The 17,695-nt window shown below is 65.0% G+C and carries 20 protein-coding genes; 12 read left to right on the top strand and 8 right to left on the bottom strand.

Translation table 11 applies throughout. The annotated features are described in order from the left end of the window. Positions 1-30 precede the first annotated feature (30 nt). The 6 genes from AB4Y79_RS12935 to glnT are packed head-to-tail and all read right to left on the bottom strand — an operon-like array spanning position 31 to position 6,947. A complete protein-coding gene (locus AB4Y79_RS12935; RefSeq protein WP_441862348.1) occupies positions 31-1,356 on the bottom strand; it encodes an allantoate amidohydrolase in 1,326 nt (441 codons plus the stop codon). A gap of 11 nt (positions 1,357-1,367) precedes the next feature. Continuing rightward, positions 1,368-2,519: an FAD-dependent oxidoreductase gene (locus AB4Y79_RS12930; RefSeq protein WP_441862345.1), complete on the bottom strand. Its 1,152-nt coding sequence runs from the start codon at positions 2,517-2,519 to the stop codon at positions 1,368-1,370. Then, complete coding sequence (locus tag AB4Y79_RS12925) at positions 2,519-3,898, bottom strand: FMN-binding glutamate synthase family protein (RefSeq protein ID WP_441862343.1); 1,380 nt, start codon at positions 3,896-3,898, stop codon at positions 2,519-2,521. The genes AB4Y79_RS12930 and AB4Y79_RS12925 overlap by 1 nt, the downstream gene beginning before the upstream one ends. Before the next feature lie 8 nt (positions 3,899-3,906). Continuing rightward, positions 3,907-4,629: a protein glxC gene (locus AB4Y79_RS12920; protein ID WP_441862340.1), complete on the bottom strand. Its 723-nt coding sequence runs from the start codon at positions 4,627-4,629 to the stop codon at positions 3,907-3,909. Then, complete coding sequence (locus tag AB4Y79_RS12915) at positions 4,617-5,525, bottom strand: glutamine amidotransferase (protein WP_441862338.1); 909 nt, start codon at positions 5,523-5,525, stop codon at positions 4,617-4,619. Before AB4Y79_RS12915 ends, AB4Y79_RS12920 begins: the two co-directional genes overlap by 13 nt. A gap of 42 nt (positions 5,526-5,567) precedes the next feature. After that, complete coding sequence (gene glnT / locus AB4Y79_RS12910) at positions 5,568-6,947, bottom strand: type III glutamate--ammonia ligase (RefSeq protein ID WP_441862336.1); 1,380 nt, start codon at positions 6,945-6,947, stop codon at positions 5,568-5,570. A gap of 207 nt (positions 6,948-7,154) precedes the next feature. On the opposite strand from glnT, the gene AB4Y79_RS12905 reads away from it, so the two are divergent. The 4 genes from AB4Y79_RS12905 to AB4Y79_RS12890 are packed head-to-tail and all read left to right on the top strand — an operon-like array spanning position 7,155 to position 9,997. Continuing rightward, positions 7,155-7,532, top strand: a complete 378-nt coding sequence (locus AB4Y79_RS12905; RefSeq protein ID WP_441862334.1) for a cupin domain-containing protein — start codon at positions 7,155-7,157, stop codon at positions 7,530-7,532. A 7-nt stretch (positions 7,533-7,539) separates the two neighbouring features. Next, positions 7,540-8,025: a dimethylamine monooxygenase subunit DmmA family protein gene (locus tag AB4Y79_RS12900; protein WP_441862332.1), complete on the top strand. Its 486-nt coding sequence runs from the start codon at positions 7,540-7,542 to the stop codon at positions 8,023-8,025. Continuing rightward, positions 8,022-8,999: a PDR/VanB family oxidoreductase gene (locus AB4Y79_RS12895; RefSeq protein WP_441862330.1), complete on the top strand. Its 978-nt coding sequence runs from the start codon at positions 8,022-8,024 to the stop codon at positions 8,997-8,999. The genes AB4Y79_RS12900 and AB4Y79_RS12895 overlap by 4 nt, the downstream gene beginning before the upstream one ends. Continuing rightward, a complete protein-coding gene (locus AB4Y79_RS12890; RefSeq protein WP_441862328.1) occupies positions 8,996-9,997 on the top strand; it encodes a heme-dependent oxidative N-demethylase family protein in 1,002 nt (333 codons plus the stop codon). The genes AB4Y79_RS12895 and AB4Y79_RS12890 overlap by 4 nt, the downstream gene beginning before the upstream one ends. Positions 9,998-10,038: 41 nt before the next feature. Here AB4Y79_RS12890 and AB4Y79_RS12885 read toward each other — a convergent pair whose 3' ends face one another. Further along, the gene (locus tag AB4Y79_RS12885) at positions 10,039-10,293 is read right to left on the bottom strand and encodes a hypothetical protein (RefSeq protein ID WP_441862325.1); all 255 of its coding nucleotides are present in this window, start codon (positions 10,291-10,293) and stop codon (positions 10,039-10,041) included. A gap of 17 nt (positions 10,294-10,310) precedes the next feature. On the opposite strand from AB4Y79_RS12885, the gene AB4Y79_RS12880 reads away from it, so the two are divergent. From AB4Y79_RS12880 to AB4Y79_RS12870, 3 genes are all read left to right on the top strand, one after another. Continuing rightward, positions 10,311-10,445, top strand: a complete 135-nt coding sequence (locus AB4Y79_RS12880) for a hypothetical protein (protein WP_441862322.1) — start codon at positions 10,311-10,313, stop codon at positions 10,443-10,445. Positions 10,446-10,519: 74 nt separating this feature from the next. Next, positions 10,520-11,764, top strand: coding sequence for an ammonium transporter (locus AB4Y79_RS12875; protein ID WP_441862319.1), 1,245 nt, complete (start codon positions 10,520-10,522; stop codon positions 11,762-11,764). Positions 11,765-11,805: 41 nt separating this feature from the next. After that, positions 11,806-12,144, top strand: coding sequence for a P-II family nitrogen regulator (locus AB4Y79_RS12870; protein ID WP_275725950.1), 339 nt, complete (start codon positions 11,806-11,808; stop codon positions 12,142-12,144). A gap of 189 nt (positions 12,145-12,333) precedes the next feature. On the opposite strand, the gene AB4Y79_RS12865 is transcribed toward AB4Y79_RS12870, so the two are convergent. Next, a complete protein-coding gene (locus AB4Y79_RS12865) occupies positions 12,334-12,921 on the bottom strand; it encodes a helix-turn-helix domain-containing protein (RefSeq protein WP_441862316.1) in 588 nt (195 codons plus the stop codon). A 131-nt stretch (positions 12,922-13,052) separates the two neighbouring features. Here AB4Y79_RS12865 and AB4Y79_RS12860 point away from each other — a divergent pair, with 131 nt between their 5' ends. The 5 genes from AB4Y79_RS12860 (at position 13,053) to AB4Y79_RS12840 (ending at position 17,693) form a co-directional block, all read left to right on the top strand. Beyond that, the gene (locus tag AB4Y79_RS12860) at positions 13,053-14,051 is read left to right on the top strand and encodes a LacI family DNA-binding transcriptional regulator (protein WP_441862314.1); all 999 of its coding nucleotides are present in this window, start codon (positions 13,053-13,055) and stop codon (positions 14,049-14,051) included. Positions 14,052-14,191: 140 nt separating this feature from the next. Then, positions 14,192-15,322, top strand: coding sequence for a Gfo/Idh/MocA family protein (locus AB4Y79_RS12855; protein ID WP_441862312.1), 1,131 nt, complete (start codon positions 14,192-14,194; stop codon positions 15,320-15,322). Then, positions 15,322-16,080, top strand: a complete 759-nt coding sequence (locus AB4Y79_RS12850; RefSeq protein ID WP_441862310.1) for a ThuA domain-containing protein — start codon at positions 15,322-15,324, stop codon at positions 16,078-16,080. Before AB4Y79_RS12855 ends, AB4Y79_RS12850 begins: the two co-directional genes overlap by 1 nt. A gap of 154 nt (positions 16,081-16,234) precedes the next feature. Continuing rightward, positions 16,235-16,609, top strand: coding sequence for a cupin domain-containing protein (locus AB4Y79_RS12845; RefSeq protein ID WP_441862308.1), 375 nt, complete (start codon positions 16,235-16,237; stop codon positions 16,607-16,609). A 97-nt stretch (positions 16,610-16,706) separates the two neighbouring features. Continuing rightward, a complete protein-coding gene (locus tag AB4Y79_RS12840) occupies positions 16,707-17,693 on the top strand; it encodes an NAD-dependent epimerase/dehydratase family protein (protein ID WP_441862305.1) in 987 nt (328 codons plus the stop codon). Positions 17,694-17,695 lie beyond the last annotated feature (2 nt).

Here is a 17,695-nt window from a genome sequence, read left to right as displayed (position 1 = left end):
CGACGTGCCTTTTCGGTCATGTCTGCCATCTTAGGCGGGCCGCGGGAGGCACGGAGTACGACGCCGGTCCAAGCCAATCCCGCGTGCCTCGCCCAACAGCCCGGCCAGTGAGTCCGCGAGGGCAAGTGCGCCGGCTTCGGCGTCCCCGTCCTCCACCAGTTCGTCCGGCGAATGCGAGACGCCCGTGGGGTTACGGACGAACAGCATGGCGGTGGGCAGGTGCGCCGCGAGCACCCCGGCGTCGTGCCCGGCGCCGGTGTCCAGCACCGGGGCGGCAGGCAGCAGCTCCTGCAGCCGGTCCCGCAGGCCGCCGTCGAAATGCACTGTGGGGCTCAGCGATTCCATGCCCAGGCTGGCTGTGCAGCCTTCCTCCGCGGCGAGGACCTGGGCGTTCAGCCCGATCGCCTCCACCAGTGCGGCCGTGACGGAGTCCTCCGGGTGGCGGACGTCGATCCACAGGTCCACCCGGGAGGCGATGACATTGGTGCCGCCGGGGACGGGTTGCATCCTCCCCACGGTGGCCCGGGCGTCACGGTATTTGCGGGCGGTATCCCGGATGGAAACCATCACCTGCGCGGCGGCGATCATGGGGTCCTTGCGGTCCTTCATGAGGGTAGTGCCGGCATGGTTCCCCTCCCCCGTGATACTCAGCTTCCAGCGGCCGTGGCCCAGGATGGACGATCCGATGGCCACGGGCTGGTTGAGGTCGATCAGCCCCCTCCCCTGCTCCACGTGGAGCTCAACGAACATTCCGAGCCGCTGCAGGGCCTTGTAGTCTGCGCCGATGAACCGCGGGTCCTGGCCGTTCGCTGCGGCCACGTCGGCATACGTGTTGCCGTCCGGGTCCTTGAGGTTGCGTGCCTTGTCCGGGTCCAGTTCGCCGGTCAGGAGCCGCGAGCCCAGGCAGGCGACGCCGAACCGCGAGCCCTCCTCCTCCGGGAAGACCGTCAGGGCCAGGGGCCGCCGCGGCCGGAAGTTGCGGGCTTTGAGGAGGTCGACGGCGACCAGGGCCGACGCGACCCCGAGCGGCCCGTCGTACTCACCGCCGCCGGGAACGGAATCGAGGTGGCTGCCGGTGGCGACGGCGTCCTTCCGCACTCCCGTTGCCGTGTCCCACCAAGCCCATATGATCCCGTTGGAGTCCGTCTGGACGTCGAGGCCGCGCCGGCCGGCCTGTTCGATGAACCAGGCCCTCAGGTCGGTCTCGGCGGTGGAGAACACCGGGCGTGAGTAGCCCCCGCGGGTGTTGTCGCGGCCCACGCCGGAAATGTCCTTGAGGAGGCCGGCCACCGTGGGGGCGCCGGCAGCTGCACCGGGTACGGCAGCCGGCGCAGGTGCTGTCTGGGAAAGGCTCACAGGTGTCCGTTCTATGTGGTCAGGGCTGGGGAGGTGGCGCTGCGGAACCTGTCCGGAACAGTCCCGGCGCCGGTGGCCAGGTCGGCCGCCCACTGGCCGATCAGCGGCGCGAACTTGGCCCCGTGTCCGGAGCAGGGCGAGACGAGGGTGAGGTTACCCGCCCGGTCGATCAGGAAGTCCTCGGTGGGGGTGTTGGTGAACAGGCAGGTGGTTTCGGCGTACGGCTCAGGGTCCAGGCCGGGAAGGTACCGGCGGACGTAATCCGTCATGCGGGCGCGGTTGGCCGGGTCCACCGTGCCCGTCTGGCCGGCTGCCGACGGGATGCGCGGTCCGCCGTTGTACTCCGCCACTTTCTGCCCGGCAAACCCGGCGTCCCGTCCGCCGGGCAACCCGTAGGCCTGGATGCCGGCTGCCTTGTGGATGAAGGTGGGCCAGGCGCCGGCCGGGAAGTCGGCAGTGTCTTTGTACCGGAAGTGGAATGCCTGCTCCTGCCGCACGGTGAATTCGGGCAGTCCGGCCAGGAAGCCCGCCGGGAGCGGCAGCGATTCCAGCAGCTGTGGCAGCCAGCCGCCTGCGCTGACGACGATGTTGCCGGCGTCGATGGTGCTGCCTGCTGCCGAGTGCACCCGGTAGCCGGCGCCCCGTGTTTCCACGCGGACGACGTTCCAGCCGGTGAGGACCCGGGCCCCGTTCCGGACGGCGAGCTCCACCATCGCGTTCACGGTGGTCTCGGCGTCGATGACTCCAGCTCCGGGATGCCAGAGCACCTCGGTGTCGAAGGCGATCTGCGGCCAGAGGTTCCGGGCTTCGGCGACCGAGAGCAGTTGGTGCTCGATTCCTTCGCCGCCCAGCACCGAGGCAAGGCGCCGTGGATCGCGTTCCGGGCCGTAGTCCACGGCGCCGAACGGGGTGATCAGCTCCGTTCCAGCGTCCAGGGCCAGGCCGTCCCAGAGTGCTTTCGATTCCAGCACGGCGCGGGTGTAGAACGGGTCCGGGTAGGCGTAGCGGAAGATCCGGGCGGACCCGTGGGAGCTGCCGTCATGCGCCGCCGGGACGTCGCGTTCCAAGAGCGTGACCTGGTGGCCGCGGACGGCGAGCTGCCAGGCAGTGGCGGCGCCGGCCAGGCCGGCGCCCACTACCACGTAATCTGACGGGTCAGGCATCAGAAGCTCCCCTGGACTCCGGGGATCCAGCTGGTGCCGGCCAGCGGCACCCGCGCCATGGCGGAGGCCTCGATGGTCAGAGCCACCAGGTCTTCCGGCTCCAGGTTGTGCAGGTGGGACTTTCCGCAGGCCCGGGCGATGGTCTGGGCTTCCATGGTGAGGACGCGGAGGTAGTTGGCCAGGCGTTTGCCTGCGGCTACCGGGTCGAGCCGGGACGAGAGTTCCGGATCCTGGGTGGTGATGCCGGCGGGGTCGCGGCCGTCCTGGAAGTCGTCGTAGAACCCGGCGGCGGAGCCCAGAGCCGAGTATTCCGCGGCGTAGCGGGGATCGTTGTCGCCGAGTGCGATCAGGGCGGCGGTTCCGATGGCGACGGCGTCCGCGCCCAGGGCCATGGCTTTGGCCACGTCGGCGCCCGTGCGGATGCCGCCGGAGACGATGAGTTGGACCTTGCGGTGGACGCCGAGTTCCTGCAGTGCCTGGACGGCCTGCGGGATGGCGGCGAGCGTGGGGATGCCGACGTTTTCGATGAACACCTGCTGCGTGGCGGCGGTTCCGCCCTGCATGCCGTCCACCACCACCACGTCGGCGCCGGACTTCACCGCGAGTGCCGTGTCATAGTACGGGCGGGAGGCGCCGATCTTGACGTAGATGGGGGTCTTCCAGTCGGTGATTTCGCGGAGTTCACCAATCTTGATTTCCAGGTCGTCCGGGCCGGTCCAGTCAGGGTGCCGGCTGGCCGAGCGCTGGTCGATGCCCACGGGCAGGGTGCGCATTCCCGCGACCCGTTCGGTGATTTTCTGGCCCAGGAGCATGCCGCCTCCGCCGGGCTTGGCGCCCTGGCCCAGCACGATCTCGATGGCGTCGGCCTTGCGCAGGTCGTCCGGGTTCATGCCGTACCGGGACGGCAGGTACTGGTACACGAGGTGCTTGGACTGGCCGCGCTCTTCAGGCGTCATGCCGCCGTCGCCCGTGGTGGTGGAGGTTCCCACCTCGGAAGCGCCGCGGCCGAGTGCTTCCTTCGCGTTGGCGGACAGTGCGCCGAAGCTCATGCCGGCGATGGTCACCGGTGTCTGCAGGTGCAGCGGCCGCGTGGCGTGGCGGTCGCCGAGGACGACGTCGGTATCGCACTTTTCGCGGTAACCCTCCAGCGGGTAGCGGGACATGGAGGCGCCCAGGAAGAGCAGGTCGTCAAAATGCGGGACCTTGCGCTTGGCGCCCCAGCCGCGGATGTCGTAGACGCCGGTGTCGGCCGCGCGCTGGATGTCGGCGATGGTGGCACGGTCAAAGGTGGCGGACTCGCGCAGACCCAATTCAGCCAGATCCTGCGCGGGTGCCGCAGTTGGTGCTTCAGCGGGGAGCGGTACTGAGGTGATGGTCATGGGGGCTCCTAGTACGACGTCGAGTTGTCGACGTGGAAGTGGTAAAGGTTCCGGGCTGAGCCGTAGCGCTTGAAGTCGGCCGGGTTGTCGGTGCGACCGGCGGCGGCGAGCAGTTCCGCGAGTTCGGCAAGGTGCTCTTCGCGCAGCGGCTTTTCGATGCAGTCGGCGCCGAGGGAAGCCACGGTGCCCTTGACGTAAAGGCGCGCCTCGTAGATGGAGTCGCCCAGCGCGTCCCCGGCATCGCCGCAGACCACCAGGCGGCCGGCCTGGGCCATGAACGCGGACATGTGGCCGATGTTGCCGCCCACCACGATGTCCACACCCTTCATGGAGATTCCACAGCGTGCCCCGGCGTTCCCGTCGATGACCACCAGGCCGCCGTGGCCGGTGGCCGCCGCGGACTGCGAGGCGTCACCGGTGGCGTGCACCCTGCCGGACATGATGTTCTCGGCCAGTCCGACGCCGGCATTGCCGTTGATGGTCACGTCGCCTTTTTGGTGCATCCCGGCCGCGTAGTACCCGGCGTGGCCTTCGATGGTCACCGTGATGTCGGCGTTGATACCCACGGCCAGGCTGTGCTTGCCGCCGGGGTTGGTGACGGTCCAGGACTGCCGGTCAACGGCGTTGTGGATGGCCTGGTTGAGTTCACGGACGGTGCTGGCGGCCAGGTCAACCGTGGTTTCGTTCAGCGCGTCAACGGTGGGGGCTTCGGGGGCTGTCAGAGTGACCATGTGTAAACCTTTCCGGGTTCCGGTTCAAAGATGCGGGCGTTGTTGATGCCGGGCAGGCCGGCCAGGGCGCGGTATTCGGAGGCCATGGCCACGTAGTCATCCGTCTCGGCGATGATGGCCGGCTTGCAGGCGATGGGGTCGCGGACCACGGCCATGCTGTCCGCCGTGGTGACCACCAGGGTGTAGAAGCCGTCCAGGACCTTGCCCAGGTTCACCAGCGCTTCTTCCAGGGTGTCGCCCTGCTTCAGCCGGGAGGCGACGTAACGGGCGCCCACTTCGGTGTCGTTTTCGGAGTCGAACACCACCCCTTCGCGTTTCAGGTCGCGGCGGACGGTGGCGTGGTTGGAGAAGGAGCCGTTGTGGACCAGGCACAGGTCGTCGGCGACGGAGAAGGGGTGCGAACCGCCCGCGGTGACAGCGGATTCGGTGGCCATCCGGGTGTGGGACAGGCCCTGGCTTCCGGCCATGGCTTCGAGTCCATGCTCGGCGGCGATCTCCATGGGGTGGCCGACGCTCTTCATCACGGCGACGTGCTCGCCGCGTCCGATGATGGTGGCGTCGGGCAGGGTTTCGCTGACTGCTTTCACCAGCAGGTCAGTCCCGACGGCGGCACTCACCAGCGTGGTATCGCCCACCACCCGCGCGGCTGCTGCTGCATCGGAGGGAAGGAGCGCGGCCACGCCTGCGGTGATGGCCGCCGTCGTCATTCCCTGGTCCTTGCCCAGGAGGCTCAGCGTGGACGTCCCGGGGGAAACGAGGCCGGGGGTGTTGTAGACGGCGAGGCCGGCGGAGTCCGGTCCGCGGTCAACGATCTGGCAGAGCATCGAGGACAGCAGGCTGCCCATCTGGGGATGCAGCGAGGGGTTGCGCAGCTGCAGCGCGGCGATTCCGCACATGGTGGTCCTTTGCTGGGTGGGTAGTGGGTCAGATAGGGGCGGCTAGATAGAGGTCAAATAGGTGCGGATTTCCCAGTCGCTGACCTGGTTGTGCCAGCTGAGGAACTCCTCTTCCTTGGCGTCTGCGTAGTAGCTGCCAATGGCGGGGTCGCCGCTGAGGCTGGCCAGGATCACGGGGTCCTTCCGCAGCGCTTCCACGGCGTGGAGCAGGGTGGACGGGAGAAGATGCGCGTCGGGTTTGGACTCCCCCGGCCCGGACGGCTGGCCCGGATCGAGGGACTTCTCCACGCCGTCCAGCCCGGCGGCGATGGCCGTGGCGATGGCGAGGTACGGATTGGCCGAGCCGTCCCCGGAACGGAGCTCGATCCGCTTGTTGTCCGGCACCCGGATCATGTGGGTGCGGTCATTGCCGCCGAAGGATGCCTTGCGGGGCGACCAGGTGGCGCCGGAGGAGCTGGTGGTGGCGCCGGTCCGCTTGTAGGAGTTCACGGTGGGCGCGAGGAAGGCCTGCAGCGCGGGGGCGTGGTCCAGGATGCCGGCGATGAAGGAGTAGGCGAGGCCGGAAAGCCCAAGGCCGCGGCCGCCGTCCGCTCCCTCGGCGGGAAACAGTGCCTCCGCATCCGACCACAGGGACAGGTGGAAGTGCAGGCCGGTGCCGGTGCGGTCAGTGAAGGGCTTGGGCATAAACGTGGCGGTCATGCCGCGCTGCCCGGCCAGGATGTTCAGGATGTAGCGGAGGGACACCACCCGGTCAGCCGTGGTGAGGGCGTCCGCATAGTTGAAGTTCTGCTCGAACTGGCCGGCGGCGTCCTCGTGGTCGTTGGCGTAGTTGCCCCATCCCAGGCTGTTCATGGCATCGGAAATGGAGGTGAGGTGGTCGTACATGCGGGTGACGCCGCGGGCATCGTAGCAGGGGCGGGGCGAATCGTCCTTGTCGTCGGCGGTACTCAGCGTCCCGTCGTCGTTCTTTGTCACCAGGAAATATTCGACCTCGGCACCCACCTTTGCCTGCATGCCCTTCTCCGCCAGGCGGGCGAGGGTGTTCTTCAGGACCACGCGCGGGGCGTAGGGCCAGGGCTTCCCGTCAACATGCGGGTCGCAGTGGATGATGGCCAGGCCCTCCTTGATGAAGGGCACCGGCGTGAAGGACGCGAGATCCGGGATGGCGATCAGGTCCGAGTCCTGCGGCTTCTGGCCCATCAGGCCCGCGGCGTAACCGGCGAAACCCATCGCGCCGTTTTCCAGTTCATCGGCGGCTTCAACCGGGACCAGCTTGGCGCAGGGCTTCCCCGTCATGTCCACGAAGGTGGCCAGCAGGAAGCGGACGCCGTGGGCTTCGGCAATATCCGCCAGGGAAATCCGGCCGGCGTCCGCTGCCACGGGCGCCGTCGCCTGTACTTCAGGGGTTGCGAGACTTGTCATCGAAACTATCCTGTTCGGTTGCTGTTGCTTCTTATGAAACCTTGTTGAACCAGAGTAGTCAAAAGCATGTTTCAAATGATGACCCGGTTTGTTAACTCTGGATGTCGTCTGCAGCGACCGATGGCAACAGCAACTTAACCGCCCGGAAACCCACGCCCGTTCACTGTGGTGAATCATCGTTTCATCCCACTATCAATTGGAGGAACCGTGGAAGCACTGACAGGTACCATCACGAAGGCTGGATCAATCCAGAAAGTAGAAGGCGGTTTCATCGGCCTTCCCTCGATGAATGAACCCGGCGTCGACGCCGCGATTGGCGATTCGTTCTCCAACCCCGGCGGCTCCGCCATAAGCGCCGGCTTCTTCGAACTCAGAGTCTCCGAGCCACTTGTTTACGAGTACACGTATGACGAAATGAAGGTCGTCGTTCAGGGCGAGTTCATCCTCACCGACCAGGCAACCGGCGACGTTGTGCGGGCGAAGGAACGTGACGTTCTGTTCTTTCCCAAGGGCACCACGGTGAAGTTCGAGACCCCGGATTACGCTCTGGGTTTCTACACCGGTCACCGCTCCTTCGCACCGTAGGACGTCAATGAAACCCGCATACGTGAATCCCTCGGCCGTGGCTGGCCCGGTGCACGGCTTCCGCGGCGTCATTTGCGTGTCCTTTGGACAGGCAGAGTCCCTTGCGCCTGAAAACCCGGATGGGCTGCCGCAGCAGGACCTTCACTTCACGTCAGCTGATCACGAAAGCCTCAGGCAATTGAGGTCGGTGCTTGCATCGACGTATGTGGGGATGCGGCTCGTGCTCGCCGGGCCGACAGCCGATATCCAGGCAGCTGCCGCGGTCGCGGCGGAGTGCGGGCTCGTAGAGGAGGAGATGAGGCTGCTGGGCAAGGGAGCGGGGATATCGGTTGTGTTTTGCGGACATTGCCATACAAAGACTCCGTCCCTTCAAGGGCCGGGGTCGGAGGTTCATTGCCAGGGCTGCTCCACCACCCTGGTAATCTCCGGCCACTTTTCGCGGCGAAAAGCGGCATACCTCGGATTCGCAGCCCACGCCGAGGAGTCAGCATGACCACGACGGCGCTTGAAGCCGGTGTCCACCCGGCAGTTCAGCAGGGCCTCCACCTGGAAGTCGCTGCTGTCAGCATTCAAACGGATTCGATCACCAGCATCACTTTCAAAGATCCGGCCGGCGCGCCGCTGCCCCGTTATGTTCCTGGAAGCCACCTTGTGGTCCAGTATGGGGGCGGCGCGAACGCCTACTCACTGACCGGTTCCGGCAGCACACCCTTTGAATACACCATCTCTGTACTCAGGGTTGAGGGCGGTTCAGGCGGCTCTTTGGCGATGCACGGCCTTGCGGTGGGCGACCGGGTCCGCGTTTCCCGGCCGCGCAGCGCCTTTCCGCCCGTGGCGACAGCAACGCACCACCTCCTGATTGCGGCAGGAATCGGTATCACACCCATGCTTTCGCATGCACGGGCCGCAGCCGAAAAAAACGTGGCCGCAACACTGCTCTACGCCTACCGCCCGCGGGCGGGGGCACACGTGGCCGAGGCCCGGGAGCTGCTTGGGCCTGCGCTGAGGGAATGCACTGATCGCCACGTCTTCCGTGAGGAATTACGGGAAAAACTCAGCAACCAGCAGATAGGTACACATCTTTACGTGTGCGGCCCGGCCGCCTTCATGGACACCGTTTTGGAGGCGGCGTTGGAGCAAGGTTGGCCGAAGAGCCGCCTGCACTCGGAACCATTCGGAGGCACAGAACTGGATCCGGGCACACCCTTCACGGTGCGCCTGGCCCGCAGCGGCATCAGCCTGGAGGTCCCGGGGGGAGTTTCGCTGCTGGAGGCACTCGAAAAAACAGGAAAAAACGTGCGCAACATGTGCCGCAAGGGTGTATGTGGCGAGTGCTCCCTTTCGGTGCTGAGAGGCGCACCGGAACACCGGGATCTCTTCCTGACAGAGGCGGAAAAAGCCGCAAATACCACCATCATGTGCTGCGTCTCGCGCAGCTTTGACCAAGAATTGGAGTTGGACCTGTGAGTACCGACGTCATCGAGGCAGATCGTGGGACTGCCGTCCTTCCGGCGCGAATCGCCCGGTTTCCTTTCCCTTTTCCTGCGGACAGCTACAGGTACAGCACCAACGTGGAACCTGCCGCCAACCCGGTGCAGACGGAGGCCGGTACGTGGGGAGCCGGCATCCTGGACATCGACGGACATTACCTGGAGGAACTAAGGGAGCGCGAGGAGGTATTGAACCGGGATCCATCCCGCGCCCACGTGCTGCCCCACATGCGGTTCGCCGTATGGGATGCCATCGCCACCCTGCTCCCGCTCCTGGCCAAGGAACATCCGGAAAGCTTCTCCTTCACAAGGGATGGAAACGCCTGTACTTGGCGGAACATGCTGCAGGACCTTGAACTGGAATTCACTTATGGAGACGACGCAACCTTGCCCAAGGGTCCCCTTCGGTTCCTTGGCAGCCAGGTACAGGACGACATCGTGCTCCTTGACCAGCGGGAGGACGCTCTCTGGCTTGACGCCGGCGTGGTCACCTTCGCTGCAGATTGGTCCCTGGGTTTTGACGTGGGAATGAAATTCCTGGAAGTCCATGGCCCCGTCCCACGCGTTCATGAGGAGCAAATCGTGGCGCGGGCCCAGCAGTTCCTCATGCGTCTCCAGCCCGGAGAGAACTACCGCAGAACCAACTGGACAATGACTGTTGACCGGCGACTGGACACTTCCACCGAAACCTACCCGGAATGGGCCAGCGACCGAAGCACTGTGTCAGCCGACCCCACCATGCCTGAGCGGCTCCACCTTCGTGTGGAAGTCCAACACCTCGTCCGCCTCCCCCACTCCGGGGCGGTTCTATTCCTGGTCCGCACCCACCTCCTGCCCCTATCGGACATAGCCCAAGTGCCGGCTTGGCGTGATCGCCTGGGCCGCGTCCTGGCTGAACTCCCCGAGGACATGGCCGAGTACAAAGGCATCAGCCGCTACCGCAAGGCCGCGTCGGACTGGCTGCTCGGCTGCTGACGCCGCATCCCTTACAAGCCAGCCCGCACTAAATGCTGCCTTCACTGCGGCCGCAATGTGCCTGTTTCCTGGCCGGCAGAACTGCCGCGGTTTTGATCAATCGGCTGGCCTCTTAGCGAGAAACGAATTGGAACAGGACGGATCTGCTCCTGGTCAAGGAGCGCGGCTGACAGCTGCACTTCGACGCGGGCATGAGTTTCAATGACATACACCAACCGGTGCTGCGACTCACCAGCGAAGGCATTACCTCGCGAGCAGAGCAGTTTCTCGTGCGGCTGCCGGCAGATCAGGGACATTTAGCATCCGAACATTTATGGCTTCTCTTGAAGACATATCCGCATGGCGCGACCACTTCGCCCAAGTACTGGTATCCACTCCGCAAGACATCGCAACCTACAAGGGAATAAGCGACTATCGCGCTGCGGCTGCCGCCTGGCTGCTCAGCTGACAAGACGTGCACGTGGACCGTAGGCCCAACGCCAGACCTATGTCTCAACACAACTTTTTTGATCGGAGTTCTTCATGCCACAGGCAGATCTCGCGTGGCTTCTTGCCGCCTTTGCACTTGTAGCGCTCATGTTCCCCGGCCTGGCCCTTTATTATGGTGGGCTGCTCGGGAAAAACAACATTCTCAACATGTTCATGATGGTGCTGAGCACCCTTGCTGTCACCGCGGTCCTATACGTCGTTTACGGGTACGGCATGGTTTCAGGAAATTCCGTTGCCGGCCTGGGCCTTGTCGGCAACCCATTCGAATTTCTTGGTATGACCGGCTTTGAGATTGATGATGAAAGCGGCGGGCCGCAGTCAATCTATTGGGCAGCCTTCTTCGTCTTGTTCGCGGCAATAACCATAGCAATCGTCGCCAGTGGAGCCGCGGGCCGTATGAAATTCGGAGCGTGGATAATCTTCAGTGCCATTTGGCTAACAGTGGTCTACTTTCCCATCGCCCACTGGGTGTTCACCCACTCCGATGAAGAGACTGGCTACGTCGGCGGATGGTTACGCAACGTGGTTCACCTCCACGATTTCGCCGGAGGCACGGCGGTGCACATGACAGCAGGTGTAGGCGCCCTCGCACTTGCCCTCGTCCTGGGGAAAAGCAAAGCCCCGCAGGCAAAACCCCACAACCTTCCCCTCGCCATCCTGGGAGCAGGCATCCTATGGTTCGGATGGTTCGGATTTAACGGCGGGTCTGCCGCAGGGGCCAACTTCCTGTCCCAGTACGTCGTCATGACCACACTCCTGGCCGGCTGCGCCGGCATCATCGGATACCTTGCGATCGAGAGACTTCGGGATGGACGCGCGTCTGCGCTCGGACTCGCCACCGGTGCAATTGCCGGCCTGGTCGGGATCACCCCATCAGCCGATGCCGTAAATCCTCTGGGCGCACTCGCTGTTGGTGCAGCATCTGGCGCGGTTGTGTGTTGGGCCATTACCTGGAAGAAGAAGTGGGGAGTCGATGACACCCTCGACGCCTTCGCGGTCCACGGCATCGGCGGCATAGTCGGCACACTGTGTGTAGTGCTGATCGGAGCAGCATCGGCACCGGCGGGCGTGTCAGGGCTACTTTTCGGAGGAGACTGGAGCATCCTGTGGAGGGAACTGATTGCTATCGTCGCAACTTGCCTCTATGCCTTTGTCGCCACGTACGCCATCGCCTGGATTTTGAACAAGGTAATGAACATCCGGGTTGATGAAGAAGCGGAACACCGTGGCCTGGACCTTACCCTCCATGCGGAAGCTGCCTACGCCGAGGCGGACTGACCAGCGCAGCTCAAAACACCAAGGATCATCCAAGGAGCACCATGAAGATTGTCACAGCCGTCATCCAGCCCCACCGGTTAGAGCAAGTCAAGCAAGCTCTGGCCGACACCCTGCACACGGGCCTCACAGTCAGCGACGTAAAAGGCTACGGCGTGCAAAAAGGACACACCGAGGTCTACCGCGGTACGGAGTATCAAGTGGACTTCCGTCCCAAGGTTCGGATCGACCTCATTGTTTCGGACGAAGACGCAGAAGGCGTAATTGAAACTATTGTCATGGCAGCGCGAACTGGAAGCCTGGGCGACGGGAAAATCTGGACACAGGACATCTCCAACGTTATTCGCGTACGCACTGGAGAACGTGGAGTCGAGGCTATCTAGCCGGGTGAGGGAAAAGGTGAATGTTCGACGGCAGCGAAATTGCACAAAGCTGGCCGTGCGGCAGCAAGCCCTCAAAGAGCAGCACGCGGCCCAGGAGCACCGTCCGTGGGTAAAGGTGAACTGAACGGCGAGCGGAGGTCGGAAACGGCCCGGCCTCCGCAGGTCATGGTGCGCGGGGCGTGGCCCGTCCTACTTCGCTGCCACAGCGAGGAACCGGATGGGAAGCTCCAGCAGCTCGAGCGGACCGTGGGGCCCTTCTCCGTCGAGCAGGAGTGAGTCACCGGGCTCCATGGTGTATTCGTATTGGCCGTGGCCGTAGACCATTTTGCCGGCGAGCATGTAGATGAATTCCGTGCCCGGGTGCTGGAAGAGCGGGAAAACGTCCGAGGCGTCAGTCAGCGTCACCAGGGTGGGCTCCAGCGCATCCGTGCGGCCCTTCAAGGTGCCCAGCACGCGGTATTCGTGCCCGTGCTGGGTGCCGCTGCGCACGGTGAGGCTGCCCTCGCCGCTCTTGGTGAACGTGGCATCCCGGTCGGTGTCCGCACCGCGGAACAGCGCCGTCACCGGGATCTTGAGCCCGTCAGCGAGACGCTGAAGTGTGGTCAGGGAACAGGACGTACTGGCTGTTTCGATCTTGGAGATCATCGCCTTGGACATCCCGGTGCGGGCAGCAAGCTCGGCAGAGGACAGGCTCTGGGAGGTGCGGTAGTGCCGCAGCTGGGCAGCGATCACCTGTTCGAGCTTTCCGGCAACCTCTTCCCGGGCATGTTCCGTCATAGCAGCAATCATAGGTGGCCGGGTACGGGAGAATGGGGCGGCAAACGGGCCGACAGCTAAGCTGGGAAAAATCAGCGAGTCCGGCTGACCCACTGGAGGGCCCTGGGACTGGCCGCGGAAGGAAAGACAGGATGGCGCGAGCGACAGTCCAGGACGTCGCCAAAACGGCAGGAGTGTCCGTGGGCACCGTCTCCCGGGTCCTCAACGGCAGCCCGGCCGTCAGCGCAGCGAGCAAGGAAAAGGTCACCGGAGCCATCCGCAAGCTCAACTACCGGCCCCTCGCCTCCGCCCGGGACCTGCGCCGCGACCGGACCATGCGCATCCTGGCCCTCGCGAAGAACCTCAACTCCCCCGTGATCAGCGAGGCCTTCCGGGGATTCGGAGACGCGGCGGCATTATCCGGCTATGTCAGCCTCATTGCCCCCACGTCCGGAGACCTCGAACGCGAACAGCAGCTGGTGGACATGCTCCGCAACGGTTCGGTGGATGGCCTGATCATGTTTTCACCCACCATGCCGGACACGGATGTTGAAGCCCTGGCGGAGCAGCTAAGCGTTGTCCAGGTCTGCGAAATCGTTGATTCCGAAGCGGCGTTTGGCGTTTCCATCGACGACCGGCAGGCCGCCTTCGACATCACCCGGCACCTCATCGAAACAGGGAGCCGGCGCCTGGCGATGATCGGCAACAGGCTGGCCCGCTCCGGCCGGCTACGCGAGGAAGGTTTCCGGGCGGCGGCCGCCGACGCTGGTTTGGCGCCGCAGCATCTTCTCCTGGCGGACGGTGAGTTCGACTTCCATGCCGGGCGCCGCCTCGCCAAGGATCTTCTCCAGCTGGACGCGCTGCCGGATGCCGTTTTCTGCGGCAGCGATACCGTGGCGGCCGGGTGCGTCCGGGAGATCACCGACGCCGGCCTCCGGGTTCCGGAGGACCTGGCCGTTGCCGGCTTCGACGATTCCATCCAGGCCGAGATGTGCGTCCCGGAACTGACCACCATCAGGCAGCCCGCCTACGAGATGGGCCGCGTTGCGTTCGGGGCACTCCTGGAACGGATGACGGAGCCGGGGCCGCACCGCCGCGGCCGGATGTTCCTCCCGCACGAGCTCGTCATCCGGGACTCCACGAAGAACTGACAGGGGGTTGACGTCCCCGCGCTGTTCCTGACAAGATTTTGGAATCGATTCCAAACACTAGCTCGCCCTCATGGCGAGTGATTTGGAATCGATTCCACAGGCCGCCCCACACCAGTCCCGCACCGAAAAGGAATCACCCCTTGAACAACCAGAAGTCCCCCGGCCAGCAGCCCCAGGCACCCGGAAAAGCCCAAGCCACGGAGCTCCGCGTCGGCGTCGTTGGCATCGGCTGGGCCGGCCAGCAGCACCTGAAGGCCTACAGCGAACTGGACGGTGTCCGCATCGTCTCGCTGGCAGGAATGGAGCAGGAACTCCGCGAGGACCTGCAAGCCGAATACGCCATTCCCAACGGCTTCGCCGATTGGCAGGACATGCTGGATCATGGCGGCCTGGATGCCGTCAGCGTGGCGGTACCCACCTTCCTGCACGCCCCCATTGCCATCGCGGCCCTGGAACGGGGCATCCATGTGCTCAGCGAAAAGCCCATCGCCCGCAACGCCGTGGAGGGCCAGGCCATGGTGGACGCGGCACGCACGGCCGGACGGGTCCTGGACGTGGCCTTCAACCACCGCCGCCGCGGCGACATCAAGGCCCTCAAGGACGTCATCGACACCGGCGGCCTGGGCCGCCCCTACTACGCGAAGGCTTCCTGGCTCCGTCGCTCCGGCATTCCCACGCTGGGCAGCTGGTTCACCAACCCCGAGCTCGCCGGTGGCGGACCGCTGGCGGACATCGGCGTCCACGCGCTGGATTACGCCCTGCACCTGCTCGGTGAACCCAAGGTGGTGGCCGTCTCCGCCGCCACCCATTCGGAACTCGGCCCGCAGGGACGCGGCGGCGGAAGCCGGTATTCGGCCCAGGCCACGAGCCACGCCTTCGAGGTGGAAGACTTCGCGTCAGCGTTCCTTCGGCTTGAGGGCGGTGGAACGCTGCTGATCGAGGCGGGCTGGGCAACGTACCGGGAAACGGACGATCTCCTCGACTTCACGGTCTACGGCACGGACGGCGGCGCCGAATTGAAGGTGCACGGCGCCCCATTCCCGCCCGTGGGCCAGCTCCGGGTGTTCACTGACAAGGACGGCGAGTCCGCCGATTACGTACCGCCGGTCCTGCCCGGCCGCGCCCACGACGCCGTGGTGGAAGATTTCGTCACCGCAGTCCGCGGCGGGGCGGCCTGGGCCGAGCATGACGGCTCCCTGGCGCTCTACCGGGCACAGATCATCGACGCGTGCTACCAGTCAGCACTTGAGCAGAGGGAGGTTCGCCTCTAATGAACGGCAAATTGAGGATCCGGGTGTGGAACGAGGGCGTCCACGAGGCCAACAACGAGCCGTCCCACATCGGCGACATCTACCCGGATGGCATCCACGGCGCGATCGCCGCAGGGCTCCGGTCCCACTATCCGGACGCGGACATTACGACGGCGGTGCTCGCCAGCAACGACGAACACGGCCTGGACGAGGAGGTGCTCGCTGAGACTGACGTCCTGCTCTGGTGGGGCCACATCGCCCACCACGAGGTGAGTGACGCCGTCGTCGAACGCGTCCACCGGCACGTGCTCGGTGGGATGGGACTGATCGTGCTCCACTCGGGGCACTTCGCCAAGATCTTCACCAGGCTGCTGGGCACCAGCTGCTCCCTGGCCTGGCGGAACGACGGCCAGCGTGAACTGGTGTGGACGGTCAAACCGTCACATCCCATCGCGGAGGGCGTGGAGAGCCCCATCGTCATCCCCGAGCAGGAGATGTACGGAGAGCTGTTCGACATCCCGGACCCCGACGACCTGATCTTCATCAGTTCCTTCGCCGGCGGCGAAGTGTTCCGTTCCGGCGTCACGTTCACCCGGGGCAAGGGCAGGATCTTCTACTTCAGCCCCGGCGACCAGGAGTACCCGGTGTACCACCATCCGCAGGTCCAGCGGGTTCTGGCCAACGGAGTGAAGTGGGCGGCGCAGCCTGGGCTGGACCGCTCGGCCCCTGCCGTGACCAACCCCGGCAGGGAGTGGTTCGAGGAGGACCGCCGGCATTGACATCGCCTGCGTCGGGGAGCACATTGAAAGCGTTGCGACGCAAAGGTCCGGCGGGTTCTGGACGGGCACTTCCCGCCCCGCCGGACCGTCTTTCCCTGAGCGGCTCAGCGCCCGTGGGTGAATTTCATAACCACTCCCTTTCGAGGAGCCAGAAATGCCTGCAGTAACGGTCAAGGACCTTGAAACCAAGTCCTTCAACGACGCCGACGAGAAGCGCCGCCCGCCCAAGACCCAGGTGGACGTGGTCAACATTGGCGGCGCCACCCTGGGCCGGTTCACCTTCGAGCCCGGCTGGCGCTGGTCCGAGACGGTCAAAACCGTGGTTCACACGGACAGCTGCCAGAACAACCACCTGGGATTTTGTGCCGCCGGGACCCTCACCGTCCAGCTGGACGACGGATCCCGCATCAGCATCAAAGCCGGAGACGCGTACGCCATCCCCGCAGGCCATGACGCCTGGGTTGAAAATAACGAAACATGGGTGGGCTACGAGGTCATGAGCGCAGCAGAGTACGCCAAGCCCGCGTGACACCGCGGCAGTGAACCAGGAAAGGGAGGCCCGCGGGGTCCTCCCTTTACTGTTGCCCGGGCCCTACCGTTGAGGGGAATACAACGATCGGAGAGCAATGAGAGTCACCGTCATCGGCGGCAGCGGCCACATCGGTTCATTCCTGGTCCCCCGGCTGGTCCGCGCCGGCCACGAGGTCACCAACATCAGCCGCGGCACGAGCAAGCCCTACACCGCCTCACCGGAATGGGAGCATGTACACCAGGTCGCCGCGGACCGTCAGCGGGAGGACCGGGACGGGACGTTCGGGGACCGGGTGGCCGGGCTGAAGGCGGAAGCGGTGGTGGACCTGGTCTGCTTCACCCTCGAATCGGCTGCGTCGCTGGTGGACCGGTTGCGCGGTGAGGTGGGGCATCTGCTGCATTGCGGTTCAGTGTGGCGTTATGGCCAAAGCCTGAAGCTGCCGATCAGGGAAGGCTCGGATTCTGCCGCTGAGCCCTTTGGCGAGTACGGCGTCGAAAAGAACCGGATCGCCGTGATGCTGCGGGAAGAGACGGCCCGGGGCGGCCTGGCGACCACGTCCCTGCACCCGGGCCATATCGTCGGACCGGGTTGGCATCCCATCGGTCCGCTGGGAAACCTGGACCCCGCCGTCTGGCAGACCATCTCCGCAGGCCAGCCCCTCCGGGTTCCCGGCAGCGGCGCAGAACTGATGCACCACGTGCATGCCGACGATGTTGCCCAGGCTTTCGAAAAAGCCCTCGCGCAGCGCGAAGCGGCCGCCGGAGAGGACTTCAACATCGTCGCTCCCACGGCGCTGACCGTGCGCGGCTACGCGGACATCGCGGCTGCCTGGTTCGGGCATGCCGCCGTGCTGGAAACGGTCAGCTGGGAGCGGTTCCGCGAAGACACCTCACGGGACTATGCGGAGTCGAGCTGGGGCCACCTCTACCGCAGCCAGTGCTTCAGCATCGACAAGGCCGCGGCCGTGCTGGGCTATGCACCGCGATACCAACCTGAGCAGGCCATCTTCGAATCCGTAAAATGGCTTGTTGACCACGGCCGGCTGCACGTCGCGCGCCCCTTGGAGGTCTCCAAGGACTAAGG

The sequence above is a fragment of the Pseudarthrobacter sp. YAF2 genome, from assembly GCF_052113345.1.
Taxonomy (GTDB): domain Bacteria; phylum Actinomycetota; class Actinomycetes; order Actinomycetales; family Micrococcaceae; genus Arthrobacter.
The sequence above is the reverse complement of the archived record's forward strand: the minus strand, read 5'-3'. Positions and strand labels throughout refer to the sequence as shown.

What these genes read in the sequence shown, in the direction of transcription:
- glnT (WP_441862336.1), bottom strand. Translation starts at nt 6,947, where the DNA reads ATGACAAGTCTCGCAACCCCTGAAGTACAGGCGACGGCGCCCGTGGCA.
- AB4Y79_RS12875 (WP_441862319.1), top strand. Translation starts at nt 10,520, where the DNA reads ATGCCACAGGCAGATCTCGCGTGGCTTCTTGCCGCCTTTGCACTTGTA.
- AB4Y79_RS12845 (WP_441862308.1), top strand. Translation starts at nt 16,235, where the DNA reads ATGCCTGCAGTAACGGTCAAGGACCTTGAAACCAAGTCCTTCAACGAC.
- AB4Y79_RS12870 (WP_275725950.1), top strand. Translation starts at nt 11,806, where the DNA reads ATGAAGATTGTCACAGCCGTCATCCAGCCCCACCGGTTAGAGCAAGTC.
- AB4Y79_RS12880 (WP_441862322.1), top strand. Translation starts at nt 10,311, where the DNA reads ATGGCTTCTCTTGAAGACATATCCGCATGGCGCGACCACTTCGCCCAA.
- AB4Y79_RS12885 (WP_441862325.1), bottom strand. Translation starts at nt 10,293, where the DNA reads ATGTCCCTGATCTGCCGGCAGCCGCACGAGAAACTGCTCTGCTCGCGA.
- AB4Y79_RS12915 (WP_441862338.1), bottom strand. Translation starts at nt 5,525, where the DNA reads ATGTGCGGAATCGCCGCGCTGCAGCTGCGCAACCCCTCGCTGCATCCC.
- AB4Y79_RS12900 (WP_441862332.1), top strand. Translation starts at nt 7,540, where the DNA reads ATGAAACCCGCATACGTGAATCCCTCGGCCGTGGCTGGCCCGGTGCAC.
- AB4Y79_RS12925 (WP_441862343.1), bottom strand. Translation starts at nt 3,898, where the DNA reads ATGACCATCACCTCAGTACCGCTCCCCGCTGAAGCACCAACTGCGGCA.
- AB4Y79_RS12860 (WP_441862314.1), top strand. Translation starts at nt 13,053, where the DNA reads ATGGCGCGAGCGACAGTCCAGGACGTCGCCAAAACGGCAGGAGTGTCC.
- AB4Y79_RS12840 (WP_441862305.1), top strand. Translation starts at nt 16,707, where the DNA reads ATGAGAGTCACCGTCATCGGCGGCAGCGGCCACATCGGTTCATTCCTG.
- AB4Y79_RS12895 (WP_441862330.1), top strand. Translation starts at nt 8,022, where the DNA reads ATGACCACGACGGCGCTTGAAGCCGGTGTCCACCCGGCAGTTCAGCAG.
- AB4Y79_RS12850 (WP_441862310.1), top strand. Translation starts at nt 15,322, where the DNA reads ATGAACGGCAAATTGAGGATCCGGGTGTGGAACGAGGGCGTCCACGAG.
- AB4Y79_RS12920 (WP_441862340.1), bottom strand. Translation starts at nt 4,629, where the DNA reads ATGGTCACTCTGACAGCCCCCGAAGCCCCCACCGTTGACGCGCTGAAC.
- AB4Y79_RS12930 (WP_441862345.1), bottom strand. Translation starts at nt 2,519, where the DNA reads ATGCCTGACCCGTCAGATTACGTGGTAGTGGGCGCCGGCCTGGCCGGC.
- AB4Y79_RS12865 (WP_441862316.1), bottom strand. Translation starts at nt 12,921, where the DNA reads ATGACGGAACATGCCCGGGAAGAGGTTGCCGGAAAGCTCGAACAGGTG.